A 23,990-nucleotide genomic window follows, 5' to 3' on the forward strand; every position below is an offset into this window, starting at 1 on the left:
GCTTGGTAGATGGCTTCGTCAATTGGTGAAGCTTCTAAGCCGATCACACCTGGGTTGAAGAATACTTCGGGAGCCAAGAAACGTTCAGGACCGACCACTAAGGCCTGGCCATCTGGTAAGGTGTAGGTCTTTTCCATACCGGAGACTTTCTCCGCTAATTTCATTTCCTTTTCTGGGTCGAGGGCCACGTAGCACAGTTTTTCCTTGATGTCACGAACAATCTCACGTTCGGCAGATGAGGTCAGTGAATAGCCTCGCTGTCGGAGCAGTCGTCGTAGATACTCGGTGAGGTCACGACCGGCTAAATCGACACGAGAGATGGCATGAGTGATGGCAAACCCTTCATAGATGGGCACGATGTGCGTTACTCCGTCACCGCTGTCGACTACGATACCGGTGGTTCTTCCGCTGGCATACAGACTCAATACTGCCTGCATGCTGACATACATGGCGGGTACATTAAAGGTCTCGAACATGACTTCGGTCATTTTCTCCCTGTTGACTTTCGGATTGAGAGGGGCTTCGGTCAGCAATACGGGATGTTCGTTAGGGTTAACGCGCAGGTCGTTATAGAAGGTGTAGTGCCAGATTTTTTCCATGGCATCCCAGTCGCTAATCACTCCATGCTCTACAGGGTAGATGAGCTTCAGTACACCTCTTAAGTTCAAAGCTTCTTCGCCGATATAGTACTCACGTACGTAATGTTCTACATCGGTCATAATGGATTTATATTTTGGGTAGCCAATAAGCGTTGGGAAGACACTCCTGGGCTGATCTTCACCGGCATAGCCGTTTTTGGACAGACCAGTCCCGTTATCAATCACCAATGGCTTTCCAGTTATTCCTTCTTCTTCCAATGGTTTTCCTCCATATACTATTTTAATTTAGCTAATAAATTCTTATATTAATTGTTAGATTAAGAACTAATAGTGATTTTGCCCTGAATCTTGCGATTTTGTTTATAAATGAAACGTGTTTCTAAATAAAACAACGCCGGCAAAAATAGATTTCACAATTATCTTGATCTCGTCCACAATTATTCACAATTATTAATAATTATTAATAATTATTCACAATTTTTCTAAAACGAGAAACTCACACACGACATAGTGTTTCTATCCTCTAAATGTCACAAATTCCTTTTCCATCTATCTTCACCCTTTTTTAGTAGATTTAGATTATAAGCTGTAATTTCATTTTCTAAACGAACTCCTCTCTAAATAATAACTTCGAGTTTGAGAATCAAACCGTGGGGAATCTTATGGAAAAATAGCAAATAGAATTAATTTACTTCAATTTTAAAAAATGCTTTAGTTTAAAGATAGTCGGTCTTTCTGAGAACTTTCCCAGAAAGCGCTCCCGTATGTTTTCCCTCTTCAACAACAAGTTCTCCATTAACAATCACGAACTTTATACCTTTTGGAAACTGAAGGGGATTATTATAAGTTGCAGTATCGTTAATCTCTGTGGCATCAAAGATTGTTATATCTGCAGCGAGTCCTGGCAGAATAAGTCCACGATCTTGCAATCCAATTTTTTGTGCTGGTAAAGAGGTCATCTTCCTGATCGCTTCAGGGAGTGTTAAAACAGCGTTTTCGCGAACATACTGTCTTAAAATTCTAGGGTATGAGGCAATAGCCCTGGGATGATATTTTCCAATAATAATGCTATCTGTTCCAACCATTTGTACCTGGTGTTTCATAACAGTTTTTACATCGTCTTCGTCCATAAAAAAGAGCACCATAGATACTGCAGCGTCCTCTTCGATTAATAAATTAAAAGCTGTCTCTGCAGGATCATTTGTTCCCTTCATTTCAGCAATTTCTGAGAGCGTTTTTCCTTCCAAATCCTTATTCTGGTCAGTCTTTACTGAAGTTATTAGTATTCCATCCCATCCAGATGCCTTAGCATAGTTATCCCAATCGTTTCCTTCTTTTATTTCTTTTTTTATCTGCTCTCTAGTTTCTTGATCTTTTAATCTTTGAATTAATTTCTCTTTGCCACCTACGTGAACCCAAGGAGGAAGAATAGCGGTTAATGTTGTGCTTCCCGCAGTATATGGGTATTGATCCACCGTTATATCGATGTCTATTGCTCTGGCATCTTCCACCAGTTTGAGAGTTTGAGTAACTTTTCCCCAGTTTTGTTTCCCCGCTGCTTTAAAATGCGATATTTCTATTGGAATTCCGGTTTCTTTTCCAATTTTAACAACTTCATGGATTGATTCTATCACTTTATCGCTTTCATTTCGCATATGGATGCTCAAAAAGCCATCATAACTATTTGCAACTTTGCAGAGTTCAATAATTTCTTCTGTTGAAGCAAAAGTAAGAGGAGGGTAAATTAAACCTGTTGAAAACGAAAATGCGCCATCATCAAAGCATTTAGCAACACTTTGTTTCATTTCTTCTATTTCTATGGTTGTTGGAGGTCTATTTTCCATACCCATAGTGCAAAATCGGATGACTCCATGTCCAACTGAACTTGCAATGTTCACAGCTACGCCTTGAATTTCAAATACTGCTAAATATTCAGCTAATGTATTCCAATTCCATTCTACGCCTGTATTTCCTAAAACCCCCATAACTAATTGTTTGTACTCTTCCTTGCATTCTTCCTTAATAGGTGCCACAGAAAAGCCACATTGCCCAATCAACTCAGTAGTGACACCTTGAAGTACTTTTTCGTCAGCAGTTGGGCGTTCTAACCACACAATATCTGAGTGTGAGTGAATGTCGATAAAACCCGGTGCAACAATAAGTTTTTCAGCGTCAATTTTTCGTCTAGAGTTAGATGTCGAGACTTTACCAATTTTTACAATCTTTCCATTCTCAATGGCGATATCGCCCTTAAACCAAGGATTACCAGTTCCATTAATGATTCTACCATTTTTTACAATCATATCAAACAAGATTTTTCACCAATGGTTTCAATTTCAATGAAAACAGTGCGTAAAAGAGATCGATGAGTTGTTCGTTAGATGCTAGGAATTGGAACCCCCATCGCGGTCATTGCTCCTGTCAAAACAACTCATAATGTCGTTCCACGCATAAAAAAGTTTGGATCAGCATTTAAAACATTTTCATATTCTTTTATAGCTTTTTCATACTCTCCTTGATTGAGATATTCTTCACGTTTTTCAAGATAAGCTTCTGGTGACTCATTTGTAAACATGATTATGTTACTCCTCTCACTATGCTTGACAACAATATGTCTGAACTAAGTGAACTACCCCACCCTGACGGATGGAGCTTCCTGCGAGTCCTCCGAACCATATCCACGAATAGGACTGGGTACTTTCGTTTTACCTTTGGCTGTGTGTCGCAGATTATCAAGAAACACTTGATAGCCCGTCCACTTGGCATTCTGTGATAGGAAACGTTTCATAAGCACCACACAACTATTTTTGTCTCTGGCAATCACGTTACCACACTCACAGTTCATAACTCGTTCCCACAACGGCATATAATGGAGTTTACCACACACATAACACTCTCTGGAGGTATTGCGTTCGTCAAATTCTATTAGTCTTTTACCTACTCGTTTCGATTTGTAGGTTAGAAACTGTACGAACCGCCCCAGCGTACCCGTGCTCTGTGTAGCGCGGTTTAACCCCGATCTCATAAAATTTGGCACCTTCGTTGACTGTGCCATGGCTTTGACCTGCAGTTCACCCACGATAAGCGTATTCGCCTTGGTGTTGTTCACTACCTTCGTGCTGAGTTTGTGCTGGAAATCCTTTAGTTGATCATCACGTTTCCGCTCGTACTTGCGTTTGATACGGTTGAAGAACTTCCACTTGTTGCTGAATTTCTTGCACCTATCCCGCCGTGCTTGTATCTTTGCGATTTTTTGATTCCAGTATTTATCGGGACGCTGGTTGTTCACCACCAAGAATTTCCCCTGAGAATTGACAGCCGTAATGATATGGGTAATTCCCAGATCAATGGCCTGATACCGTCCGTTATCCATAAAGAGCGGTTCTTCCATCTCGTACGTGATAGTCACAAAATACCGCTTGTTCTGCTCAGAAATGGCGACTTGTTTTACCTTCTTATCATCAAAAAAGAATTTTGCAGGGATGGCAAACTCCAAAGGTAGATCATTGTAGTTATGGGAAAAGGAGACTTTTCCGTGTTCTAACTTGAACCCCGACTGGTTATAAACCATCGTAGTGAAATACTGCTTGCCTTTGAATCGCGGGAGTCTAGCATCGGCGTGTCCATTTTTTCGCAGGGCAAAGAACGACTCATAATCGGCGGCTAACGTCCTCAAAACATACTGTAAGACCTTCGAATATACCCAGCTATATTCCGGGTAGTGCTTTTTAATTATTGGCAGGTCGTTTTGCTGTTTTCGATAAGTCACGCCCTTAATGCCGTGTCTATAGGCGTCCCTTCGCTCGGCAAGGGCAAAATTATAGATGAGTCTGCACTTCTCCGAGAGTTTCCAAAGCACTTCTTCCTGTTCTAGTGTCGGAAAGATCCTAATTTTCTGTGTCAGTCTCATGGGCTTCACGCAGACTCTGATATCAGTATTTCTACCCCAAAAAACTATATAAAACTAGTGGCTTTCATCCCCCCAGCAGTCGGAAGAGGACTTCCCGCTGAACTAATTAAAAAACAATTTGCATTATAAGTTTGCACGATGCACCTCTAATTCTGATAGCAACTATTTTTATTGAAATTATATTAGAATACGTATACAAGGAAAAGAAGTGATTCAAATCTACATTATTTTTAAATTCAATGAGGGCAGGGTTAGCGTGAGGAGATAATTGATGCATCTGTTATTCAAGATAGTGGTAGTAGGAGATGGAGCCGTAGGAAAAACAACTTTGGCAACTCATTTCGTTAAGGGTAAATTCATAGAGTATTACAAAATGACTATCGGTGTAGATTTTTTTGTGAAAGACGTTCAAATCGGAGAAGATCTGATCAAACTTCAAATCTGGGACACAGCTGGTCAAGAAAGGTTTGCCTTTATTCGTCCAACGTATTATTCAGGCACCAGTGGAGGATTCATGGTATTTGATGTAAATCGGAGCGAATCCTTTAAAAGTCTTGATAAGTGGCTCAAAGAGATTCATACGAATTGTGGAAAGATTCCACTTCTTTTGTTAGGCAATAAAATTGATTTAGATATGCGACAAGTAAAAAAATCACAAGCTGAAAAATATGCGAAGAAAAATGATCTCCTATATTACGAAACATCCGCAAAAACAGGTGAACAGGTCTTTGACGTATTTTCTGAATTAGCTAACATTTTGTACACCAGATACAAAGTAAAAGTTAAGGATAAGTCAAGTTAAATTCAATTTCATAAACAGAAAACCAATATTTACTTTTTAATTATTTTCAATTTAGAATACAAGTATATTTTGACAAGTCAATTTCACAATTATACTTATAATGGAGTATTCTGAAAAAATATTAGACAAAAATTGGCGACAGAAAAGAGATATTGACTGTATAATTGATCACTTCAGTCTAATATCTTAACTAAATATCTTGGATGGTGTTAAAAAAAAGAAGACGCGTCACTAATTATTATGTTTGCTTCTTGCTGCTTAAAAGATGTGATTGTTGATAGTGTGAGGTGCAAACACAATAAGTTTCTCTGAAAGTCAATTTTTGCTAATAAACAAACAACAAGAAACATAAAAAAAGAATGGAAAGATTATTTTGAAGAGAATACATACTGGAATTAAAGGGCTCGATAATTTAATTGAAGGAGGCATTCCAGAAGGATGGGGTGTTCTTTTGACAGGCCCTACCGGGACAGGGAAGACAACTCTCGCTATACAGTATTTGTATAACGGCTATAAAGACTATAATGAACCAGGAGTATATATCAGTCTAGAAGAAGATGTTCAGGATATCCTAAAAGTGATGTCTACATTCAATTGGGATTTAAACACTCTGCAAAGGGAAAAAAAACTAGTAATGATTAATGCTATTCCAAAAAAATCTCCCGATGCGACAGAGTACGTGATTAAAGCTCCTCTATTCTCTCAAACTTTCAGTTTTGAATCAATTTGTTCGTTATTAGAAGAAAAAATCAATGAAATAAACGCAACCCGCGTTGTTATTGATGGTTTAAGCGCACTAGCGCTTCTATATCAAGATGACTTTAAAATTCGGCAAGGTCTTTTGGATATGACAAATACAATTCGCTCCTCAGGTTGCACGACGATTTATACAACAGAGATTCCTGAGGGATCGGTTGGAATCAGCAGATTTGGAGTCGAAGAATTCATTACACACGGTGTAATAATCCTCTATTATGTTCGAGAAGGAGGGAAAAGAACCCGCGCCATAGAGATTCGGAAGATGCGTGGTACCAGGCATGATCAATCATTGCATCCCTATGAAATTGCAGAAAAAGGAATTGATGTATTTTCCGAAGAAATAGCATTTTTAAGAGATAATTTATTATGAAAAACAATATGCTATAAGAAGATATACTCTACAATGTCTTGGTGGGATTAATGAAAGAAATATTCCCAGATTATTACAGTGTTTTACTATATGGTCCTCCTGGCGTTGGCAAATCGGAGTATATCTTTGATTTAGTAGAATATTACCTAAAACATAATAAGAAAGTGATTTATATCACCACATCAAAAAGCCCAGAGCAGCTTATCGAATACGCGAAAAAACGTAATCTTGATATCACGAAATATGAAAATAAAACACTTGTTTTTATTGACTGTTACTCATGGTCTGTTAGTAAAGAAGAGAAAAGACTCTCAGTTGATCATCCAGCAAATCTAAATAAAATAAGCATTAATTTAGTAAAAGCTGTAAATACATTGGGGATGCCAGTTAGAATAATTTTTGATTCATTATCTACACTTTTTCTTCATAGCCAAGCAGACGTCATTCTGAAGTTTGTTCAAACCATCACATCTCGAATTAAATCAGAATATGGCTTCATCCTTCTTTCAATGCAAAAGGGGATGCATAATCAAGAACATGTCACCACAGTGTATTCTATCATGGATGGCGTCATAGAAATGGATTTCGAGGAAGAAACACTCGGAAAACATTTAAGAATTCATCATCTAGACGGCTTTCCACATGAATCCATTTGGATACCGTACAAAGTAACCCCTCATGGGACTGAGATAAATCCTGAAAACCTTCAAAAGATTGTTTCTTATAACGCAAAAACAGCACAACAATCAGCAAGGTTCATTAAAAAAGCTGAAAAGTTGCTTTCAGATATTTTTGCGAAAGCCATGGTTGATAATCTTATTAAATCATATCTTACTAAGTTAGAAATAACACGTGACACCATTGAACAAAATCATGCAAAAAAAATTACGGAAATGATCCACGAAGACATAATTAAGTTTACTGGAAAAGATCCTGGCACTTTGGAGAAAGTGTTATTAGGAGATTTTATCAAACGTAAAAAGATTCTTGTTGTAGAAGATAATGAAGATTTTCGAGTTGCCATCAAGGAAATCCTAAAACTAAAGAATTATCAAGTTGTTACAGCAGTAAATGGTGTAGATGCTATAGACTCCGCCGAAAGAGAGCATCCAGATCTGATTTTAATGGATATTGGTCTCCCAGTGCTTGATGGCTATGAAGCAACACGCCGTTTGAAATCTAAGCCAACAACTAAAGATATTCCCATAGTGGCATTAACCTCATTTGTTCTCAAAGGAGATGATGAAAAAGCATTAGCTGCTGGATGTGATGGCTACATTCCTAAACCAATCGATATGGGCGGATTTCCACAAAAGGTAGAGCGTTTCTTCGAAACCGGCGTCTTGTAAACTACCTCACGCTAAAGCTGTGAGTTTATATATTAAGAAAATCCAAAAAAATGGTTAACATTGTCGACAAATTCTTGATCTAAGGGTTTCTCAATTAATTTCTTTTTCCTTTGATGTGTAAATTTTTTAATTTCACGTTCTCTTTGAATCGCCTTACGTTGCGTGCGGTATTTTTCTACATAATACAATTTTTTTACTTTATTACCTCTAAGATATTTAGCACCTTTCCCTTCTATATGTTGTTGGAGGCGATCAAAAAGATCTTTCGTATACCCTGTATAAAACGTTTTATTTTTACAGAGAATCACATATACATAATACATACGTTTTCCTCTTAATTTCTCATCTGATTCCAAGTAAATAAGTTAGTATTTGATGTAAACCAAGATTAGAAATATGGATGAAAGTTTTTTTGAATTACCAAAGATGTTAAGATAGCTTATGAAATAAATACGTATCTATTTTGTTTTTTACAAGTGTTAGATTGAATTTATTGTCTGAAAATAAAAATATACATATAATTTTCACATTTTAATGTACTGTAATGAACAATTAATACGTAGCAATTCTTATATTAACGAAATCTTATCAAAGTCACGTTTGTTTTACAAAAAGAATAAAAAAAATCTATAGGTGGATGTTAAAAAAATGTCATTTGGTGGTTATTGGGGTAAGATACTCCGTGTGAATTTAACCACAAAGGAAGTTTCAGTTCAAGAGTATGATGAGGCATTTGCCAGAAAATGGCTTGGTGGTGTAGGTTTGGCTGTAAAGATCTGTTATGATGAGATCCCAGCAAGAGCTGACCCATTAGGTCCTGAAAACTTATTGGTATATGCATGTGGTCCTTATCAGGGATATACAGCCATTCAAGGCTCAGGACGTTTCGCCATCTGCGGAAAGTCTCCTCTCACTGGAATATGGGGCCAGTCTACTGGTGGCGGGCACTCCGCTGAAGAACTTAAACGAGCAGGGTTTGATGCAGTTGTAGTAAGCGGTGCTTCTGATAAGCCTGTCTATATTTATGTAAAAGACGGAGAGGTCGAAATCAAAGATGCAAGTCATCTCTGGGGTAAAGATGCTGGTGAAACTGAGGATATTCTAAAACAGGAACTCGGTGATAAAGTCCGTGTAGTGCCAATTGGTCCCGCTGGAGAAAACCTTGTAAGATATGCTGGTGTGATTACCGAGAAAGGTCATGGCTGTGCTGGACGTATGGGCATGGGTGCCATTATGGGCAGCAAAAAACTCAAAGCATTTGTCTTTCGAGGTACTATGAGACAGCCTATCGCAAACCCAGAAGAACTCAAGAAACTGAACAAAGAACTACTTCCAGTAATTCAAGAAAACGATTTTGCAAAAATGAACAGATCTGATGGACAGGCAATGGCCGTAATTCCAAGAGAAGAAAACAGTCTCTTGCCGATTGGTAACTTCAAAGTTGGAACTTGGAAAGAAGGCGCTCGTAAAATTGGTTCTGCAGGAGGAGAGTTCAATGAAGTTCTTAAGCCACAACCTGATTCATGTTCATATTGTATAGTAGGCTGCCACAGAAGAGTCATCATTGATGAAGGCGGACCTTATGACATGGACGGCTACGGACCTGAATATGAGACCTTAGGCATGATGGGAAGCGACTGTCTCGTCGATAATCTTAAAGCAATCAATTATGCAGGTCATCTTTGCAATATTTATGGCATGGATACTATTGATTTTGGTGGTATGTGTGCTTTTGCTATGGATGCCTATGAAAACGGCATTATCAAGAAAGAAGATTTGGGCTTTGAATTACCGTTTGGTGATGGCGATGCCATGATTAAACTCGTAGATCTCATTACTTTCCGGAAAAATGAAATGGGCAAGCTATTAGGTGAGGGCGTTAAAGTAGCAGGTGATAAATTGGGTTGTCCAGAACTCGCAGTACAAGTCAACAATGCTGTAATCCCTGCACATGACCCAAGAGCATTCTTCTCAATGGCAGTCACATATGCATGCGGTTCACGTGGCCCTTGTCATGTTACTGGTTTCTCTGAAGCTGCTGAACTAGGTGTACCCTTACCAGAATACGAGCTAACAGATGTTCCACTTGACCGTTTCTCAGACAAGCAAAAAGGTCTTGCCGCGTTAGCGTGGATGGACTTCTCAATGTTCGATGACGCTCTAATAGTGTGTCTCTTCTATGATTTCTCAGGATATACAACTCAAACTAAGGTCGATCTCCTTAAAGCTGTAACTGGTTGGGACGACTATAACACCACAGAGGCGTTAGTTGATCTTGGCGGTAGACTAAATCAGTTGATGAGGATGTTTAATCTTAAACAAGGTCTTATTCCAGAGAAAAATGACGTTCTTCCACCAAGAATGTTCGAACCTCTTGGTGAAGGTGGTGCAGCAGGAGCAGACCTCAGACCAGTGTTTGAAAAAATGAGGACAGAGTACTATAGTGAACGTGGATGGAATGCGAAAGGTATACCAACTCCAGAAACTCTGAAACGATTTGGATTAGATTTTGCAGTAGCCGATATCGACAATTATTAGTAAACAAGGCGTAAAGCCTTCCCTTTTTTCTTTAATTTTCTAAAGGAACGGTGTTCTACTATGGCAAAGATAACTGTCAAGGAATGGAAAGAAAAATATGGTTATACCTCAAGAAACTACCTGATGGATCTAAAGAATAAGACCGTTCTTAGAGATAATGACATGATAAATGAAGATATAGAAGAAGGTGTGGACGTAAAAGTCTTTAAAATCTACCCAGGTGGCTAATTTTCTTACATCATTTTTATCTGATATCAGCGAGAAGACCCCTTCCGACAGGGAGGGGTAGTTGAATTCAACTTATTTGGCGGGACACCCTTTCTAAAGGCGGGGTAGTTCACAAAAATGGCTTATAGAGTCAATAAATTGACTAAATTGGTTATAATCCAATCCCATCAATTTTTGAATTACATTTATAACATAGATTGTTTTTAATCTCATTTTTTGTATAGTAAAACCCCCGTCTTTGAATGAGTAGTTCGCCACAATTATAACAGTACGTATTCTCCCCCCGTCCAACATTTCCCATGTACACATATTTTAAACCTGCCTCTTGTCCAATCTTTTGTGCCCTTTCTAATGTACTTACTGGAGTTGGCGGTTTGTCAGTGAGTTTATATGTTGGACGAAAAGCCGAGACGTGCCAAGGTGTTTCTTCCCCGACTTCATCACGAATAAATACTGCAATTTGTCTTAATTCATCATCTGAGTCATTCAAATCTGGAATTATTAAGGTAGTTATTTCAACCCATATGCCAAGCTCTTTATGAAGTCTAATTGAGTCCAATACGGGCTGTAGTTTTGCCCCACAAATTTCTTTATAAAAAAGGTCGGTCATCGCTTTTAGATCAATATTTGCGGCGTCTAAATATGGAGCAATCTCATGCAACGCTTCTTTTGAAATATATCCGTTTGTTACGAAGATATTTTTGATTCCTTCTTTCGTAGCTAACTTTGCAATGTCATAGGCGTATTCAAAAAATATTGTCGGTTCAGTGTAGGTATATGCAATACTTTTACATTTATTTCGTTTTGCATCAGCAACAACGTTCTCTGGAGGAATATCCATCCCTGTGATACGCTTCTTATCTTTTGGCATTTGAGAAATATCATAATTTTGACAGTGTTTGCATCTAAAATTACATCCTGGAGTAGCGATCGAATAAGCAGTGGAGCCGGGATAAAAATGGAATAATGGCTTCTTTTCAATCGGATCCACAGCACGAGAAACAAGTTGCCCATATACCAAAGTATAAAGTGTCCCTTGGTTATTTTCTCTAACCGTGCATATTCCTCGTTTAGCATCTTTAATCATACAGTAATGATTACAAAGAGTACAACGTACTGTTGAATTATCCAATTTTTCGTACATCATAGCTTCTTTCATTTTTTCCGCCAATTTCAAACTTAACTTGATTTAATACTATATTACCATTAGATTTATAACTCAACTGGCAAGAAGACTCCTCCATGCTTTGTGCAGTATAGTTCAGCCGAATATATGTGCACAAATGAGGTGAATAAAATCTTGGATACACAGCTTGTGGACACTCATGCTCACTTACAAAGTACTCGTTATAATAATGATCTTGAATCAGTAATTTCTAGAATACAGCAAGCTAATATGAAGGTCATTGTTATTGGCTGGGATTTAGAGTCTAGTCAGAGAGCAATAGAACTAGCCTCTCAATATGAGTTTATTTATGCAACTGTGGGCCTCTCTCATTATAGTGCAAACGAGATGAATGATGATTTATTGAATAATCTTTCTCAATTGGCACAAAAAGAAGGATTAGTAGCTATAGGTGAAACTGGACTCGATTATTATCGCATGGCAGCATCGATTACTTCTCAACAACGTCTTTTTCGTTCACAAATTCAATTGGCATTATCATTATCATTGCCGTTAGTTATTCATGATCGAGATGCCCATAAAGATATAGTAAATATCTTGAAGGAGGAAGAAGCCCACGAAGGAGTAATTCACTGTTTTAGTGGAGACGAAGATATGCTTAAGGATGTACTTGATATTGATTTTTATATCTCTCTATCTGGCATAATCACCTTTTCCAAACCTCTTGCTCAACTTATAAAACAAATACCACTTGATCGGCTTCTTGTTGAGACAGATAGTCCTTATCTAGCACCAGTACCCAAGCGTGGCAAAAGAAATGAACCTAGTTATCTTAAGTATATTGTTCAAAAGATTTCAGAGATTTTAGACTTGACGTATGAAGAAGTTGTTCAAATAAATGAAACGAACGCTAACAATCTATTCAAGCTTAAAGACTAATACACTATTGTTTTATGGTATAAAAGAAACCTATAGAAATTTTTTAGTCAACCAGACGGAAATAAACTCTACGATTATTTTTTCCTTTATTTTTTGCTTCGATGAATTCTATTTGTCCAACTTCTTTTAGATTGCGCACGTGTGTGCCGCCATCCGCTTGTTTATCGATACCTTCGATTTCAACAATTCGTAATTTGGGAAGGTTTGGTGGAAAGGCACCTGCCATCCGTGAGACGGTAGGGATTTTCATTGCTTCATCATAGGCCAAATCATACCATTTTACAGGAATGCCTTGCTTGAAAAGTTCATTAGCTTTATCAATATAGGTTAAAAAAACTTCTTTGCTGAATTCTTTAAGATTGAAATCGAATCTTGTTTTTTCTAAACTAATCTGATTACCTGTAATGAGTGTTCCAGTGTCTTCACAGAGAATTGCAGCTAACGTGTGTGCTGCTGTATGGCTTCTCATGAATTTATAGCGTCTATCCCAATCGATTTGACACTTTACTTTGTCTCCGGGTTGTAATCCTGGCTCACCAATTTCATGAGAAATTTCACCTGAGAATTTGCCTACATAAACTACTGGAAATACTTCTTCATCTCGAATCATTTTACCTGTGTCATGTGGTTGTCCACCGCCCTTTGGATAAAAGATTGTTTGGTCAAGAACAACGTATTTATCTTCTTTGACACTTACAACGGTGGTCTCACATTCTTGAAGGTAACTGTCCTCTAAATATAATGTTTGGGTCACTTTATTCACCAATTTGGATTATCTATGTCACTTTATTTAACCTGTTTGCAGTGTATTACTAAACTTTCGCGAGATCTTCTTATGATCAGCTGAATTTTATAATTTTGATATTATAAATTAACTATTATTAACATGGTCAGCGATAATTAATATTTGATGTTCTGGCACAACAGGTTCATTGATTCCAAGATATATAGTTTCAATTATATCAAATCCATGTGATTTCAGAATTTTTTCCCATTCTTTTATCCTAAGAAAATTAAGAGGTACATTGATATCTTCGTCTCCAATGACTCGATTGTAAAACCAATCAAAAAAGCTATTAGTCACCCTTATATCATCTTCCTCAATATAGCCTTCTATAATTACTAAGCGTTTTTTGGTTATTCTTGTTGCTTCCTTCAATAGATGTTCGGGATCACTCGCATGATGCAATACAGTATATAAAATGGTAGTACCTACTTCCTCATCTGCTAACGGAATCTTTTCCTCTGGATTATATAAGATCAATGGTAGGTCTGTATAATTATAATCTACAATATCAACCAGCACGACTTCTTTCTTAAGTTGTTTTTTTATTTCTAACGCTAAAAGCCCATCCCCTGCACCAAGATCAAGTATTTTCTCTCCTACGATGTAGTCTGCTACTAATTCAAAACTCCTTTTAGCGCGTTTGAATGCATAAGCCTTTCGATCTTTTTCCTTATCGACATGTTTTCTGATAAACTTTCGCAGTGTTTCTTCAACTTTAATAAGAGGTATTCCTTTTTTCATGCCTTTAGTTATGGTTCTATTTACATAGAACCAAAAAATATGTCTTTTAAAAAAATTTAAATTGGCATTTTTCATGGTAGATAAAAATAATGACTGGATTTCATTCCAATTGTGCTTGTCTTTTTTATTTTTCTTAGAAAATATTGGATATATGAGACTTTCCACAACAGCTATATCGTTTTGATTAGCAGGTTTATGAAATTTTATTATTTCTTCTTGAACCATTTATAACAACCTCAAAGAAGCTCCTGCCCTTAAGGTAGGGAGGCATTGAGGGAGGGTTTCACTTTTACTAGGGTCTCTCCACCTTTAAATTCCTTTTTTCTATTAAATCAAAAATCGATGAATTAAAAAGAAGGTGTGATAGGATGGTTAAAAGAAATGAAAATAACGATTGTGAACGTTGCCTCATATACCCTGTAAAAATTAATGCTATTTCTCGTGAAGAAAATATAGTTATTATTGAAGTTGATTCGCTAGAAGAACTGACAATGATTGCAGAAGGATTTAAAAAGCCACTTCTTCATGATGAAACTCATCATCTCGTTATATTTGACAAAGAAATTCATTATAGAACTAAAAATGTTGATTTGTGAAAGAAAGCCTATCAAGTTTTCAATGACATTTAAATTATTCTTCTTTCTTGGATTCGCAAGCTTTTACTAGGCGAGCATATTCAGCGGCGTTTAATTCTTTTCTCGCCATTTTAAGGCATTCTTTAATCATATCTTCTTTCTCATCTTCATGAGATTTTTTCGCCATAACTAATCCTCAATTCATAAAAGCTATTTTATTTCAAAAGATTTTCGCTTGAGGTGAATAGTAAAGGTCTTTAAATGATCAAAAATCGGTGAAAGATGAACTTATCCTATTAAATTTTGAAAAGAGATTCCTTAATGACCAGGAATAGTCATTCCACATGATAGACCATACCCTGACATGATGCAATCAGTTTATCATTCTCTTGATTCTTAACATTAACTTGATAAACTGCAATTCTTTTGCCAAAATGTATTTGTTTTGCTTCTGCTTCGAGCAAATCCCCTAGTTTGGAAGGTCTATGATAATTTATATTCATCTGGATTGCTACTGCAGTTATTCCTTGAGAATTGGAAGCTAGTGCGAAGGCTTGGTCTGCTAAAGAAAAAATTGCACCTCCATGGGCAACTCCATGAAAATTCAAATGATTTTCAGCTATCTGCATTTGAATTTTTGCATATCCTTCCGCAAGTTGATTAATTTGAACATCTAAAAATTTTGAAAACGGATCAAAACGTTTTCTTAAATTGTCAATATGATCTGACACAAAACCACCCTTTCAATCATATGAATTATTCATATCTTTGAAAACACATTTCTGGTTTCTTTAGGAAACATAAGAGGTTCTCTTATATCTATAGGTGAGAACTACCCCCCAACAAGTTGGGGTGTCTTCTTGCGAAGAAATGATAAAACAATTAAAAGGGAAAAAGGAAGCCTGTTTAAAAAAATCAGGCAACATTAATTTTTGAAATAATTCACGGCTTGTTATATATTAATATCTTCGTCGTCGGTTATATCCGCCGCCGCCGCCGCCACCGCTGTAGCCACCGCCACCACGGTTATATCCGCCGCCACTACGTGGTCGACCGCCGCCGCGTCTAAATCTAGGAGGTTGCTCAAAAAACCTATCTGAGAGGTTATTATCTGTATTTGCTGTGATATCCTCTTCTGTCTCTTCAATAGAACCATATCTACCGATATTAAGCCGTAAACTGTTTTTGAACACATTACAGTAACCATTTGAAATCTTGAGTGCGCTATCAACGCTTACTCGGTCAATATCATCGTTCCAAAGTGTTAAGAAAATGACTCCTGTGTCGTCACCGACTAAAGCTTCAGTTACTCTATTGACTGATCCATCTTTTCTACTTGTTACTTCTCGTGCTTCGTTCAATTCAACAACTTTTACTTTGACGTTGACCTTGCGACTTCGCGGGCCAAGGTCTGAAACAGACATCATAATTTCTTCTGATTCTTCTGTTTCTTCTCGTTCTTCATCCATGGACATTTTATTCACCTAAACTATTAAAACTTACAAAAAAAGACAAACTTACTTAAAACTCACCAACTAGTCCTGTAAATTCCTTTTTCTGTATTCTTTTCATGGCATCGAATTTTTTCTTTTGCAAAAAAAAGAGTTTCCGATGTACATGGTTTTGTAAAATGGCAAGCCTGAGGCTTTTAAGTTTTTCTATTATGAACATAATCTATTTAGACATTTGAAGAATTGTTTTACTTCAATATTTTTGAACTCTTAATTCAGTGCTCAGTGGAATGATGTTCCCATATCAAATCAAAGAAAAGTTTTAATGCTTGTACCAGATTCGTATTTTCCGAAATAGCAGCCTCACGCATCCAAAGTGGAATTCCTATTTCTTCTGCGAGAAAGATTGCAGTACCTTCTTTGCTTGGATCGATTAACGCTCCTCTCAGGGGAACCGAATAGGCGAATCTGATAGTAATTTTATCCTCAAAACTTGAGGAGAGAAGTGTTATTATGCTTTGTTGGATTGCTTGAGATTCATTACTCAGTTTGTTCGGATCTAATAGTAAGATTTTTACTTGAACTCCTTTTTCTATCTTTTTTGCTAAATCATCTATAATCTTAGGTAGATATTCTAGCACTTTCGAGATAATATAGATTTCTTTTTTTGCCCTTCTAATAGCAGAAATAGTTTCTGTTTCTGATGCCAACCCGATTTTGACTATTCGCAACAGTTTCTGTCGTTTTTCAACTAATCCCTTTTCATAAATGGGTGTCAAAGTTTTTGTAAATTCTTTTGCTGTCTTTCTCAGTTCTCTCATGTCTTTATCAAATGTTTTCTGCTTGTATTCAAGCAGATTATCCATTATTCGCTTAGGTGACAATGCAGTATAGGCGACAGGACGACCTGTTCGTTCTTGGATGATACCCTTAGTAGCAAGTTCATTAAGAGTTTCATAGATTTTTGTGCTTGGAATTCCAGTAATCTCTTTCATTTGTTTAGCTGTCCCCTCCCCGAGCGGAAGAAGATAACTTAGAAGTATTGCCTGATATTCTGTGAATCCCAGACTTAATAACCATTTCTTAGCTTTCTCTGTTTCCTCTTCATATTCTTCAAGAGACATCAAAGACACCTAAAAATTCATAGTTAGAAAATTAATGCCATTTTATGTCTTATTTACTTTATTATAGAGTAACTTTTATATTCCAATTGGACTTTAAGAAAAAGTAATAATTTTGCTTATTAGAAAATTAGGCAATTTTAAGGTGATTTCTTGATGGATAAGAAAAGAACAGCGGTGATTGGCATTGACGGAGCCCCTTATAGACTGATGAATGATTTATCCGATAAAGACGTAATGCCAAACTTCAAAGAGTTGCAGAAAAACGGTAGTTTCTTTAAAATGCAAAGTTCTATTCCAGAACTTTCATCAGTATCTTGGAGTTCTATCATTACTGGAAATAATCCTGGAATACATGGGATTTTCGGATTCACTGATTTCATAGAAGGAACATATTCTTTGTGTTTTCCAAATTTTCTGAACCTAAAATCCAAAGCTTTTTGGCAAAGAGATTCTAGAAAATACATAATTATTAATGTTCCAAGTACATATCCTGCACAGGAAATAAATGGTTTTTTAGTTTCTGGATTTGTTGCATTAGATTTAGATAAGGCTGTTTATCCGTCAAGATTTGTTAGCACTTTGAAGAAATTAGGATATAGAATAGATGTTGATGCACAAAAGGGACATGAATCTAAGCCATTGTTTCTTAAGGATTTGTTTGAAACACATAAAAACCGTATAAAGACATATCGTTATTTTTGGGATAAAGCAGGAATTGATTGGGATGTATTCATGTTTGTATTCACAGGAAGTGATCGACTTGGTCATTTCCTTTGGGATGCGTATGAAGATCCAAATCATGAATATCACTCAGAATTCTTGAGGTATTTTGAACTCATTGATGAGGAAATTGGTTACATAAAAAGCAAATTGAGAGAAGATGACGCTCTAATCATGCTGTCTGATCATGGGATGGAATCTGTTAAAACAAATGTAAATATCAACAGATATCTTACCGAAGAGGGATTTTGCTCATTAGACAAAGATCCGAAAAAAAATTATAACAATGTTAGAGAAGGTACAAAGGCATTTGCTTTGGATCCTGCAAGAATCTATTTACACAAAAAAGATAGATTTCCTAGGGGTCATATTAAGACGAATGAGGAAGTTAAGTTAAAAGAGGAACTGATTGATTCGTTTTCAAGGCTGAAAATGAATGGGATGCCTGTTATAAAAAAAATATTTGACAAAGAAGAGATTTATCATGGTTCCTATGTAGAAAAAGCCCCTGATCTCATTTTATTGCCGAATTCTGGCTTTAATCTTAAGGGTAGTGTGTTCAAGAAAGAGATATTTGACAAGGATATTTTCACTGGAAAACACACCCAAGAAGATGCATTTCTTTATGTTAGAGGCGAAGCAGATCTACCAGATAATCTAAATGTAGAACATGTTATGAACCTGATTATAGGACGTGATTCAAATTAAAGCATATAATGTAAATAAAACATGCTGGAATTGCCCTGCGGCAATATTCAAAGGTAATGTTGATTTTAGAGCATGTGGACAATCTATGGAGAAAGTAAAGGAATTAAAAGATCCCGAATATGTTATCATGATTGAATGTGCTCGGAGACCTGAATTGGGACATTTTGAACCCACCATAAGTTTTGAACAATGCACAGAATGGGAATATCGGGATGAAATAAATTGTTATCTTTTGAAAGATATGCGTGTTATGATTTTAGGAATCGATGGATATTTAGGATGGACATTAGCACTAAGACTAGGAAGATTAGGATGCAAAATTAGTGGGATCGATAATTATTTCCGCAGAGATTGTGTAAAAGAAAAAGGTGCGCTTTCGATTGTTCCTATTGCATCAATAGATGAACGTCTCCAGACTGCCCAAGAAGTACTTGGGATTGACATCACGTTTCGGGAGATTGATATCTTAGATCGTCAAAAACTGGGTGAATTCCTAAAAGAAATGAAACCAGAAGCGATCGTTCACTACGCAGAATGTCCAAGTGCACCATATAGTATGGTAGATTGTGATCATGCTATTAAGGTTCAATATAATAATGTTATTGGTACGCTTGGTCTGCTTTTTTTGATGAAGGAGATGGTTCCGGAAACGTCTTTAATCAAACTTGGTACCCTTGGCGAATTTGGTTCACCTTTGACTGGAAGACCGCTCTTTGAAGGTATCTTCCCTGCAGATGCCGTATTGAATTATGGAGGTAGAGAATGGAGCCTTGGTGGAGAATTGACTCCTCGCGATCCCGTAAGCTTTTATCATGTATCTAAAGTCCAAGATACCTTCAATGTTTATGAAGCATGTAAATATTGGTGGCTTCGATCCTATGATGTTATGCAAGGTGTTATATATGGGGTTCACACTGATGAAATAGCAGCAGATCAACGACTTCGAACTCGCTTAGACGCTGATGAATGGTTCGGGACAGTGGTGAATCGTTTCGTCATTCAAGGTATACTGGGACTTCCGTTAACCGTATATGGACAGGGTGAACAAATTCGTGGGTTTATTGCTCTTGATGATGCGATGCAATGTATGGTGCGCTTAATTGCATCACCACCAGAACCCGGGCAATATGACGTAGTAAATCAAGTGTCTGGGCTCTATAAAATCAAAAAATTGGCAGACACTGTTGCAAAAGTTGGAAATGAAAGATTTGGCTTAAATGTAAGGATTCAGAGAGTAGAAAATCCACGTGTAGAAGCAGATTTTCATCCCTTCGAAGTAATTTCTAAAAAACTTCCCAAGACATTTGGCTTTGCACCAAAACTGAGCCTCGAAGAAGAAATTACAAATATGTTTACTCTTTTAACTCAACCTCACATCAAAAAACGAATTGAAGAGACAGCTCACGTGTTTTGGCCAGTAACTCGGTGGGATGGCGAAAAACGAGAGTCAGAAGTGATTGAAGTCTATGCACCAGGCACAAAGCAAAATGGGGGTTTCCAACCACAACTTGATACAGGGAAAGAACTAGTGGTAAAAGAGACTCAAAAAAGAGTCAAGCAGTAAACTGCGAGTCTAACGGTGGTGCAGAGGATATATGGAATTTACTGCGAAGGATTTTGAAAAAGAAGTTCTTAAGTCTGATATTCCCGTTTTAGTGGATTTTTGGGCTAGTTGGTGTCCTCCCTGCAAAGTAGTCGAGCCAATCATAGAAGAATTAGCTCAGGAATATCTGGGTAAAGCAAAAATCGGCAAACTCAATGTGGACAGAAATCCTGGCCTAGGTGCAAAATATGAGATTACAGGGGTTCCTACGTTTATAATTTTTAAAGATGGTAAGATAAAAGATCGAGCTATAGCTGCAAAGTCCAAAGCTGAATTGAAAAAGATGATTGAAAAGTTTTTATAAAACTCAAGTTAGACTCCTTTTGAAGTTTAGCGACGAATACACACTAAGTTGCAAAAATAAAAAAGTGAAAACTTTCTCACCATTCTAAGAAATAACAGCTTCAACATTTTTCAGATCGGGCAAGGCGAGTTATTTGAATATGTTTAAATTATCTACAGATCTTGAACCAAAAGGAGATCAGCCAAAAGTTATTCAACAACTTGTAGATGGTATACAAAAAAGAGAACTAAAACATCAGACATTACTAGGAGTAACTGGTTCCGGAAAAACATTCGCTATGGCTCAGATTATCGAAAAGACGCAAAAACCAACGCTCGTTATCAGCCACAATAAGACATTAGCTGCACAGTTGTATTCTGAATTCAAGGCATTTTTTCCAGAAAATGCAGTGGAATATTTTGTTAGTTATTATGATTATTATCAGCCAGAAGCCTATATGCCTCAAACTGACACTTATGTAGCAAAAGATGCGTCAATAAACGAACGCATAGAAAAGATGCGCTTATCTGCAACGAGTTCTTTACTCGAACGGCAAGATGTCGTAGTCGTAGCCAGCGTCTCATGTATTTATTCTATTGGTGATCCTCAAGACACTACAGGTCTTACGCTCTATCTCAAAGCAGGTGAAAAAAGGGATCGTGACAGCGTTTTGAAATCTTTTGTTGACATCCAATATGAACGAAATGATTTGGACTTTGCGAGAGGCAGATTCAGGGTAAGAGGGGATGTTGTCGAGGTTTTTCCAGCCTATGACGATTCGGCGTTAAGACTCGAATGGTTCGGGGACGAGATTGAGAACATTTCAGAGATTGACCCGTTGACAGGAAAAACTAAAATGAAAAAACCAGTAGCTGTGATTTACCCGGCAAAACACTTCGTCTTCACTCAATCCCGGATCGATCAGACTATTGAATTAATAGAGACAGAACTTGAGGAACGCCTCGCTGAATTGAAAAAAGAAGAAAACCTGTTGTATGCACAAAGGCTTGAACAAAGAACACGTTATGATTTGGAAATGATAAAAGAGGTAGGATATTGCTCAGGAATTGAGAACTACTCCCGGTATTTTGACAATCGACAACCTGGTCAAAAACCATATGTATTGTTGGATTATTTCCCACAAGATTTTCTCATGTTTATAGACGAATCACATGTAACTATACCTCAAGTAAGAGGCATGTATGGCGGAGATTTGTCGAGAAAGAAAAATCTTGTCAAGTATGGATTCAGATTACCAAGTAGTTTTGACAACAGACCTTTAAGATTTGAAGAATTCGAGCAACATATGGATCGAAGTAGGGTGATTTTCGTATCTGCTACACCGGCTACTTATGAACTAAATAATAGTGAACAAATCGCAGAAATGATAGTCCGGCCTACTGGATTGATTGACCCAGAGGTAATTGTAAAGTCAACCGAAAATCAGATAGATGATCTAATTTCTCTGATAAGACTACAGGCGGAACACAGAGAACGTACATTGGTAACAACATTAACAAAGCGAATGGCTGAAGATCTAACTGATTATCTATTGAACGTCGGGCTCAGGGTACGATATCTTCACAGTGACATTGAAACGCTAGAACGCGTGGAAATTTTGAGAGATCTGCGTCTAGGGAAGTTTGATACACTTATTGGCATCAACTTACTGCGAGAAGGGTTAGATCTTCCCGAAGTCTCCCTCGTCGCCATTCTCGATGCTGATAAAGAGGGTTTCTTACGTTCTGAAACAAGTCTAATTCAAACAATTGGGCGAGCCTCCAGAAACGTGAGTGGGCGCGTTATTCTTTATGCAGACGAGATTACTGAATCAATGAGAAGAGCACTCGATGAAACCGAAAGAAGACGCCTTCTACAGCTAAAATATAATGAAGAACATGGAATTACACCCGTAACGATCTCTAAAGGAATTAGAGCTCCAATATCCGAAACGACTAAAACAGAGATTGAATTAGATTCTATATTGTCTGAATCTCCTGAAGATCTCAAATTTCAACTCTCACAACTCGAAACTGAAATGAAAAACGCTGCAGATAACCTCGAATTTGAGAAGGCTGCAGTTATCCGTGACAAAATATTTGAATTGAGAAAGCTTTTAATTCCGTGATCTAACTCTCAACCTCTATTATCTGGAATATATCTTCTGGGAGCTCTAATCTTTCAATTTCCCCCCATCGATTAACCATCTCAATGCCTAATTTTCTTGATGTTTCGAGAGCTTCGATCTTATTAACTCGGTAAAAACCAGTTTTGACGTGATCAAAGAATGTCTGATATATCTTTTTCAAATCACTTTTCTTGATCTCTTGAAGGTCTTCATCTTGAAAAGTAGTAGCAATTAGACTATTTGTCTTATCCAAAAACACAAATTTCTCATATATTGGATCCACATTTCTTAAGTTATGCAAAATCTTGCTCAAGATAGGATTAACTCTTTTGCTCGCTAAAAACGTAATTAATGTTGAATTCACTCTTTTATTTGCTGGAATATTTCTCGTCTTAAAATGGAAGATATATTCGTTAATGAGCTGCTCGTAGAATAGTTTAATGTCCTTTTTCAACTTTAGCTCTTCCACAAAACCCGACTTTTTCCCCTTTGTTTTAAATTCTATTGAAATGCCATCCGTAAAAATTACTTTTGAGCCTTCCGTTCCTCTATGGGCAAGATCCTCATCAAAATAAGAAAGTACTGCGTGAATTTCTTTATTATCAGCACTCCTATGAAGGAATATTCCGGAATATAGATCGCTACTCTTGCGTAGAAGTTGTTCTTTCCTAAAGCAATATGTAATGTTTTTCTTACATACCTCACAATAATCAATGAATGCATGTTCCTTAGACATTTAGTTGTATCACCCTAGCGTAAAGTAAATCAGAAAGAGCAGCAAAAACGTTCTCTATATTTTCACCAGTTAGCGAACTTGTTTTAAAAAAAATCTCTGCTGACAATTCATTTTTTTTCAAAAATTCTTTGATTTTTGCATCAGTTACCGCCTCTTTGCCAGCTTTCCCAAGTTTATCCGCCTTTGTGCCAATCACTAAAACTATTGGATTCCCAGCGGTGTTCTTATAGACTAAATCAAACCAATCACTTAAATTGAGCAAACTAGATGATCGTGTAAGATCAAAGGCAAATATGACCGCATGAGCCCCTTGGCAATAACTAGGTAAGATGAACCGAAACCTTTTTTCCCCACCAAAATCCCATACCTGAAGTTTAATGATGATATCTGCATCTACATCTACTTTATTATGGAAAGAATAAAATCCTGCGCCGATCGTGATTTTTGTATCTTTGGCAAACTTGTTTGTTGCATATCTATTTATGAAAGTCGTTTTCCCGACACCACCTTCCCC

At 37.1% G+C, this 23,990-nt stretch carries 25 protein-coding genes; 11 read left to right on the top strand and 14 right to left on the bottom strand.

The features are described 5' to 3' along the window. The 4 genes from QVB70_RS05895 to QVB70_RS05910 form a co-directional block, all read right to left on the bottom strand. Positions 1-857: actin family protein (locus QVB70_RS05895; RefSeq protein ID WP_287584366.1), on the bottom strand; the 857-nt coding region annotated here is incomplete at its 3' end. 458 nt (positions 858-1,315) lie between these two features. Further along, a complete protein-coding gene (locus tag QVB70_RS05900; protein ID WP_287584416.1) occupies positions 1,316-2,902 on the bottom strand; it encodes a D-aminoacylase in 1,587 nt (528 codons plus the stop codon). 128 nt (positions 2,903-3,030) lie between these two features. After that, the gene (locus QVB70_RS05905) at positions 3,031-3,174 is read right to left on the bottom strand and encodes a hypothetical protein (RefSeq protein WP_287584369.1); all 144 of its coding nucleotides are present in this window, start codon (positions 3,172-3,174) and stop codon (positions 3,031-3,033) included. A 54-nt stretch (positions 3,175-3,228) separates the two neighbouring features. Continuing rightward, a complete protein-coding gene (locus QVB70_RS05910) occupies positions 3,229-4,509 on the bottom strand; it encodes a transposase (protein WP_287584371.1) in 1,281 nt (426 codons plus the stop codon). A gap of 271 nt (positions 4,510-4,780) precedes the next feature. Between QVB70_RS05910 and QVB70_RS05915 the strand changes: the two genes are divergently transcribed. The 3 genes from QVB70_RS05915 (at position 4,781) to QVB70_RS05925 (ending at position 7,789) form a co-directional block, all read left to right on the top strand. Next, positions 4,781-5,311 (top strand): Rab family GTPase, encoded by a 531-nt coding sequence (locus QVB70_RS05915; protein WP_287584373.1) that lies wholly within the window; start codon positions 4,781-4,783, stop codon positions 5,309-5,311. Between the two features lie 373 nt (positions 5,312-5,684). Continuing rightward, positions 5,685-6,440: an ATPase domain-containing protein gene (locus QVB70_RS05920; protein ID WP_287584375.1), complete on the top strand. Its 756-nt coding sequence runs from the start codon at positions 5,685-5,687 to the stop codon at positions 6,438-6,440. Positions 6,441-6,490: 50 nt separating this feature from the next. Further along, the gene (locus QVB70_RS05925; protein ID WP_287584377.1) at positions 6,491-7,789 is read left to right on the top strand and encodes a response regulator; all 1,299 of its coding nucleotides are present in this window, start codon (positions 6,491-6,493) and stop codon (positions 7,787-7,789) included. A 32-nt stretch (positions 7,790-7,821) separates the two neighbouring features. Here QVB70_RS05925 and QVB70_RS05930 read toward each other — a convergent pair whose 3' ends face one another. Beyond that, positions 7,822-8,112: a GIY-YIG nuclease family protein gene (locus tag QVB70_RS05930; RefSeq protein ID WP_287584379.1), complete on the bottom strand. Its 291-nt coding sequence runs from the start codon at positions 8,110-8,112 to the stop codon at positions 7,822-7,824. Positions 8,113-8,437: 325 nt separating this feature from the next. On the opposite strand from QVB70_RS05930, the gene QVB70_RS05935 reads away from it, so the two are divergent. After that, positions 8,438-10,327, top strand: coding sequence for an aldehyde ferredoxin oxidoreductase family protein (locus QVB70_RS05935; protein ID WP_287584381.1), 1,890 nt, complete (start codon positions 8,438-8,440; stop codon positions 10,325-10,327). A 60-nt stretch (positions 10,328-10,387) separates the two neighbouring features. Next, positions 10,388-10,555: a hypothetical protein gene (locus QVB70_RS05940; RefSeq protein WP_287584383.1), complete on the top strand. Its 168-nt coding sequence runs from the start codon at positions 10,388-10,390 to the stop codon at positions 10,553-10,555. A gap of 151 nt (positions 10,556-10,706) precedes the next feature. Here the strand turns inward: QVB70_RS05940 and amrS are convergent, their stop codons facing one another. After that, entirely contained in the window at positions 10,707-11,714 is a 1,008-nt protein-coding gene (gene amrS, locus QVB70_RS05945; RefSeq protein ID WP_287584385.1) for an AmmeMemoRadiSam system radical SAM enzyme, read from the bottom strand. Between the two features lie 141 nt (positions 11,715-11,855). Between amrS and QVB70_RS05950 the strand changes: the two genes are divergently transcribed. After that, a complete protein-coding gene (locus QVB70_RS05950; protein ID WP_287584387.1) occupies positions 11,856-12,620 on the top strand; it encodes a TatD family hydrolase in 765 nt (254 codons plus the stop codon). A gap of 43 nt (positions 12,621-12,663) precedes the next feature. On the opposite strand, the gene alaXM is transcribed toward QVB70_RS05950, so the two are convergent. Beyond that, positions 12,664-13,374, bottom strand: a complete 711-nt coding sequence (gene alaXM, locus QVB70_RS05955; protein ID WP_287584389.1) for an alanyl-tRNA editing protein AlaXM — start codon at positions 13,372-13,374, stop codon at positions 12,664-12,666. A 117-nt stretch (positions 13,375-13,491) separates the two neighbouring features. Next, positions 13,492-14,373 carry a class I SAM-dependent methyltransferase gene (locus tag QVB70_RS05960; protein ID WP_287584391.1) on the bottom strand — a complete coding sequence of 294 codons (882 nt, stop codon included), beginning with the start codon at positions 14,371-14,373 and terminating at the stop codon, positions 13,492-13,494. A gap of 143 nt (positions 14,374-14,516) precedes the next feature. On the opposite strand from QVB70_RS05960, the gene QVB70_RS05965 reads away from it, so the two are divergent. Next, complete coding sequence (locus QVB70_RS05965; RefSeq protein WP_287584393.1) at positions 14,517-14,744, top strand: hypothetical protein; 228 nt, start codon at positions 14,517-14,519, stop codon at positions 14,742-14,744. Positions 14,745-14,778: 34 nt separating this feature from the next. Here QVB70_RS05965 and QVB70_RS05970 read toward each other — a convergent pair whose 3' ends face one another. The 4 genes from QVB70_RS05970 to QVB70_RS05985 all read right to left on the bottom strand — a co-directional run bounded on the left by QVB70_RS05970 (position 14,779) and on the right by QVB70_RS05985 (position 17,298). Continuing rightward, entirely contained in the window at positions 14,779-14,910 is a 132-nt protein-coding gene (locus tag QVB70_RS05970; RefSeq protein ID WP_287584395.1) for a hypothetical protein, read from the bottom strand. A gap of 148 nt (positions 14,911-15,058) precedes the next feature. After that, positions 15,059-15,454 carry a hydroxyphenylacetyl-CoA thioesterase PaaI gene (gene paaI, locus QVB70_RS05975; RefSeq protein ID WP_287584397.1) on the bottom strand — a complete coding sequence of 132 codons (396 nt, stop codon included), beginning with the start codon at positions 15,452-15,454 and terminating at the stop codon, positions 15,059-15,061. Positions 15,455-15,682: 228 nt separating this feature from the next. After that, a complete protein-coding gene (locus QVB70_RS05980; protein ID WP_287584399.1) occupies positions 15,683-16,198 on the bottom strand; it encodes a hypothetical protein in 516 nt (171 codons plus the stop codon). 251 nt (positions 16,199-16,449) lie between these two features. Next, complete coding sequence (locus QVB70_RS05985) at positions 16,450-17,298, bottom strand: TrmB family transcriptional regulator (protein WP_287584401.1); 849 nt, start codon at positions 17,296-17,298, stop codon at positions 16,450-16,452. A gap of 153 nt (positions 17,299-17,451) precedes the next feature. Here QVB70_RS05985 and QVB70_RS05990 point away from each other — a divergent pair, with 153 nt between their 5' ends. The 4 genes from QVB70_RS05990 to uvrB all read left to right on the top strand — a co-directional run bounded on the left by QVB70_RS05990 (position 17,452) and on the right by uvrB (position 22,740). Beyond that, on the top strand, positions 17,452-18,726 hold the full coding sequence (locus QVB70_RS05990) for an alkaline phosphatase family protein (protein WP_287584403.1): 1,275 nt from the start codon (positions 17,452-17,454) through the stop codon (positions 18,724-18,726). Positions 18,727-18,811: 85 nt separating this feature from the next. Beyond that, positions 18,812-20,290, top strand: coding sequence for an NAD-dependent epimerase/dehydratase family protein (locus QVB70_RS05995; protein ID WP_287584405.1), 1,479 nt, complete (start codon positions 18,812-18,814; stop codon positions 20,288-20,290). Positions 20,291-20,321: 31 nt separating this feature from the next. Next, the gene (trxA, locus tag QVB70_RS06000) at positions 20,322-20,633 is read left to right on the top strand and encodes a thioredoxin (protein WP_287584407.1); all 312 of its coding nucleotides are present in this window, start codon (positions 20,322-20,324) and stop codon (positions 20,631-20,633) included. 133 nt (positions 20,634-20,766) lie between these two features. After that, on the top strand, positions 20,767-22,740 hold the full coding sequence (gene uvrB / locus QVB70_RS06005; protein ID WP_342766545.1) for an excinuclease ABC subunit UvrB: 1,974 nt from the start codon (positions 20,767-20,769) through the stop codon (positions 22,738-22,740). 1 nt (position 22,741) lies between these two features. Here the strand turns inward: uvrB and QVB70_RS06010 are convergent, their stop codons facing one another. Both QVB70_RS06010 and QVB70_RS06015 read right to left on the bottom strand, forming a co-directional pair. Then, on the bottom strand, positions 22,742-23,476 hold the full coding sequence (locus QVB70_RS06010; protein WP_287584411.1) for a hypothetical protein: 735 nt from the start codon (positions 23,474-23,476) through the stop codon (positions 22,742-22,744). After that, positions 23,469-23,990: Rab family GTPase (locus QVB70_RS06015; RefSeq protein WP_287584414.1), on the bottom strand; the 522-nt coding region annotated here is incomplete at its 5' end. The genes QVB70_RS06010 and QVB70_RS06015, both read right to left, overlap by 8 nt.

It is taken from the genome of Candidatus Borrarchaeum sp., assembly GCF_019058535.1.
Lineage (GTDB): Archaea > Asgardarchaeota > Sifarchaeia > Borrarchaeales > Borrarchaeaceae > Borrarchaeum > Borrarchaeum weybense.

Coding starts and splice junctions, on each gene's coding strand:
- QVB70_RS05900 (WP_287584416.1), bottom strand. CDS start 2,902: ATGATTGTAAAAAATGGTAGAATCATTAATGGAACTGGTAATCCTTGG.
- QVB70_RS05905 (WP_287584369.1), bottom strand. CDS start 3,174: ATGTTTACAAATGAGTCACCAGAAGCTTATCTTGAAAAACGTGAAGAA.
- QVB70_RS05910 (WP_287584371.1), bottom strand. CDS start 4,509: ATGAGACTGACACAGAAAATTAGGATCTTTCCGACACTAGAACAGGAA.
- QVB70_RS05915 (WP_287584373.1), top strand. CDS start 4,781: ATGCATCTGTTATTCAAGATAGTGGTAGTAGGAGATGGAGCCGTAGGA.
- QVB70_RS05925 (WP_287584377.1), top strand. CDS start 6,491: ATGAAAGAAATATTCCCAGATTATTACAGTGTTTTACTATATGGTCCT.
- QVB70_RS05930 (WP_287584379.1), bottom strand. CDS start 8,112: ATGTATTATGTATATGTGATTCTCTGTAAAAATAAAACGTTTTATACA.
- QVB70_RS05935 (WP_287584381.1), top strand. CDS start 8,438: ATGTCATTTGGTGGTTATTGGGGTAAGATACTCCGTGTGAATTTAACC.
- QVB70_RS05940 (WP_287584383.1), top strand. CDS start 10,388: ATGGCAAAGATAACTGTCAAGGAATGGAAAGAAAAATATGGTTATACC.
- amrS (WP_287584385.1), bottom strand. CDS start 11,714: ATGAAAGAAGCTATGATGTACGAAAAATTGGATAATTCAACAGTACGT.
- QVB70_RS05960 (WP_287584391.1), bottom strand. CDS start 14,373: ATGGTTCAAGAAGAAATAATAAAATTTCATAAACCTGCTAATCAAAAC.
- QVB70_RS05965 (WP_287584393.1), top strand. CDS start 14,517: ATGGTTAAAAGAAATGAAAATAACGATTGTGAACGTTGCCTCATATAC.
- QVB70_RS05970 (WP_287584395.1), bottom strand. CDS start 14,910: ATGGCGAAAAAATCTCATGAAGATGAGAAAGAAGATATGATTAAAGAA.
- QVB70_RS05980 (WP_287584399.1), bottom strand. CDS start 16,198: ATGTCCATGGATGAAGAACGAGAAGAAACAGAAGAATCAGAAGAAATT.
- QVB70_RS05985 (WP_287584401.1), bottom strand. CDS start 17,298: ATGTCTCTTGAAGAATATGAAGAGGAAACAGAGAAAGCTAAGAAATGG.
- QVB70_RS05990 (WP_287584403.1), top strand. CDS start 17,452: ATGGATAAGAAAAGAACAGCGGTGATTGGCATTGACGGAGCCCCTTAT.
- QVB70_RS05995 (WP_287584405.1), top strand. CDS start 18,812: ATGGAGAAAGTAAAGGAATTAAAAGATCCCGAATATGTTATCATGATT.
- trxA (WP_287584407.1), top strand. CDS start 20,322: ATGGAATTTACTGCGAAGGATTTTGAAAAAGAAGTTCTTAAGTCTGAT.
- QVB70_RS06010 (WP_287584411.1), bottom strand. CDS start 23,476: ATGTCTAAGGAACATGCATTCATTGATTATTGTGAGGTATGTAAGAAA.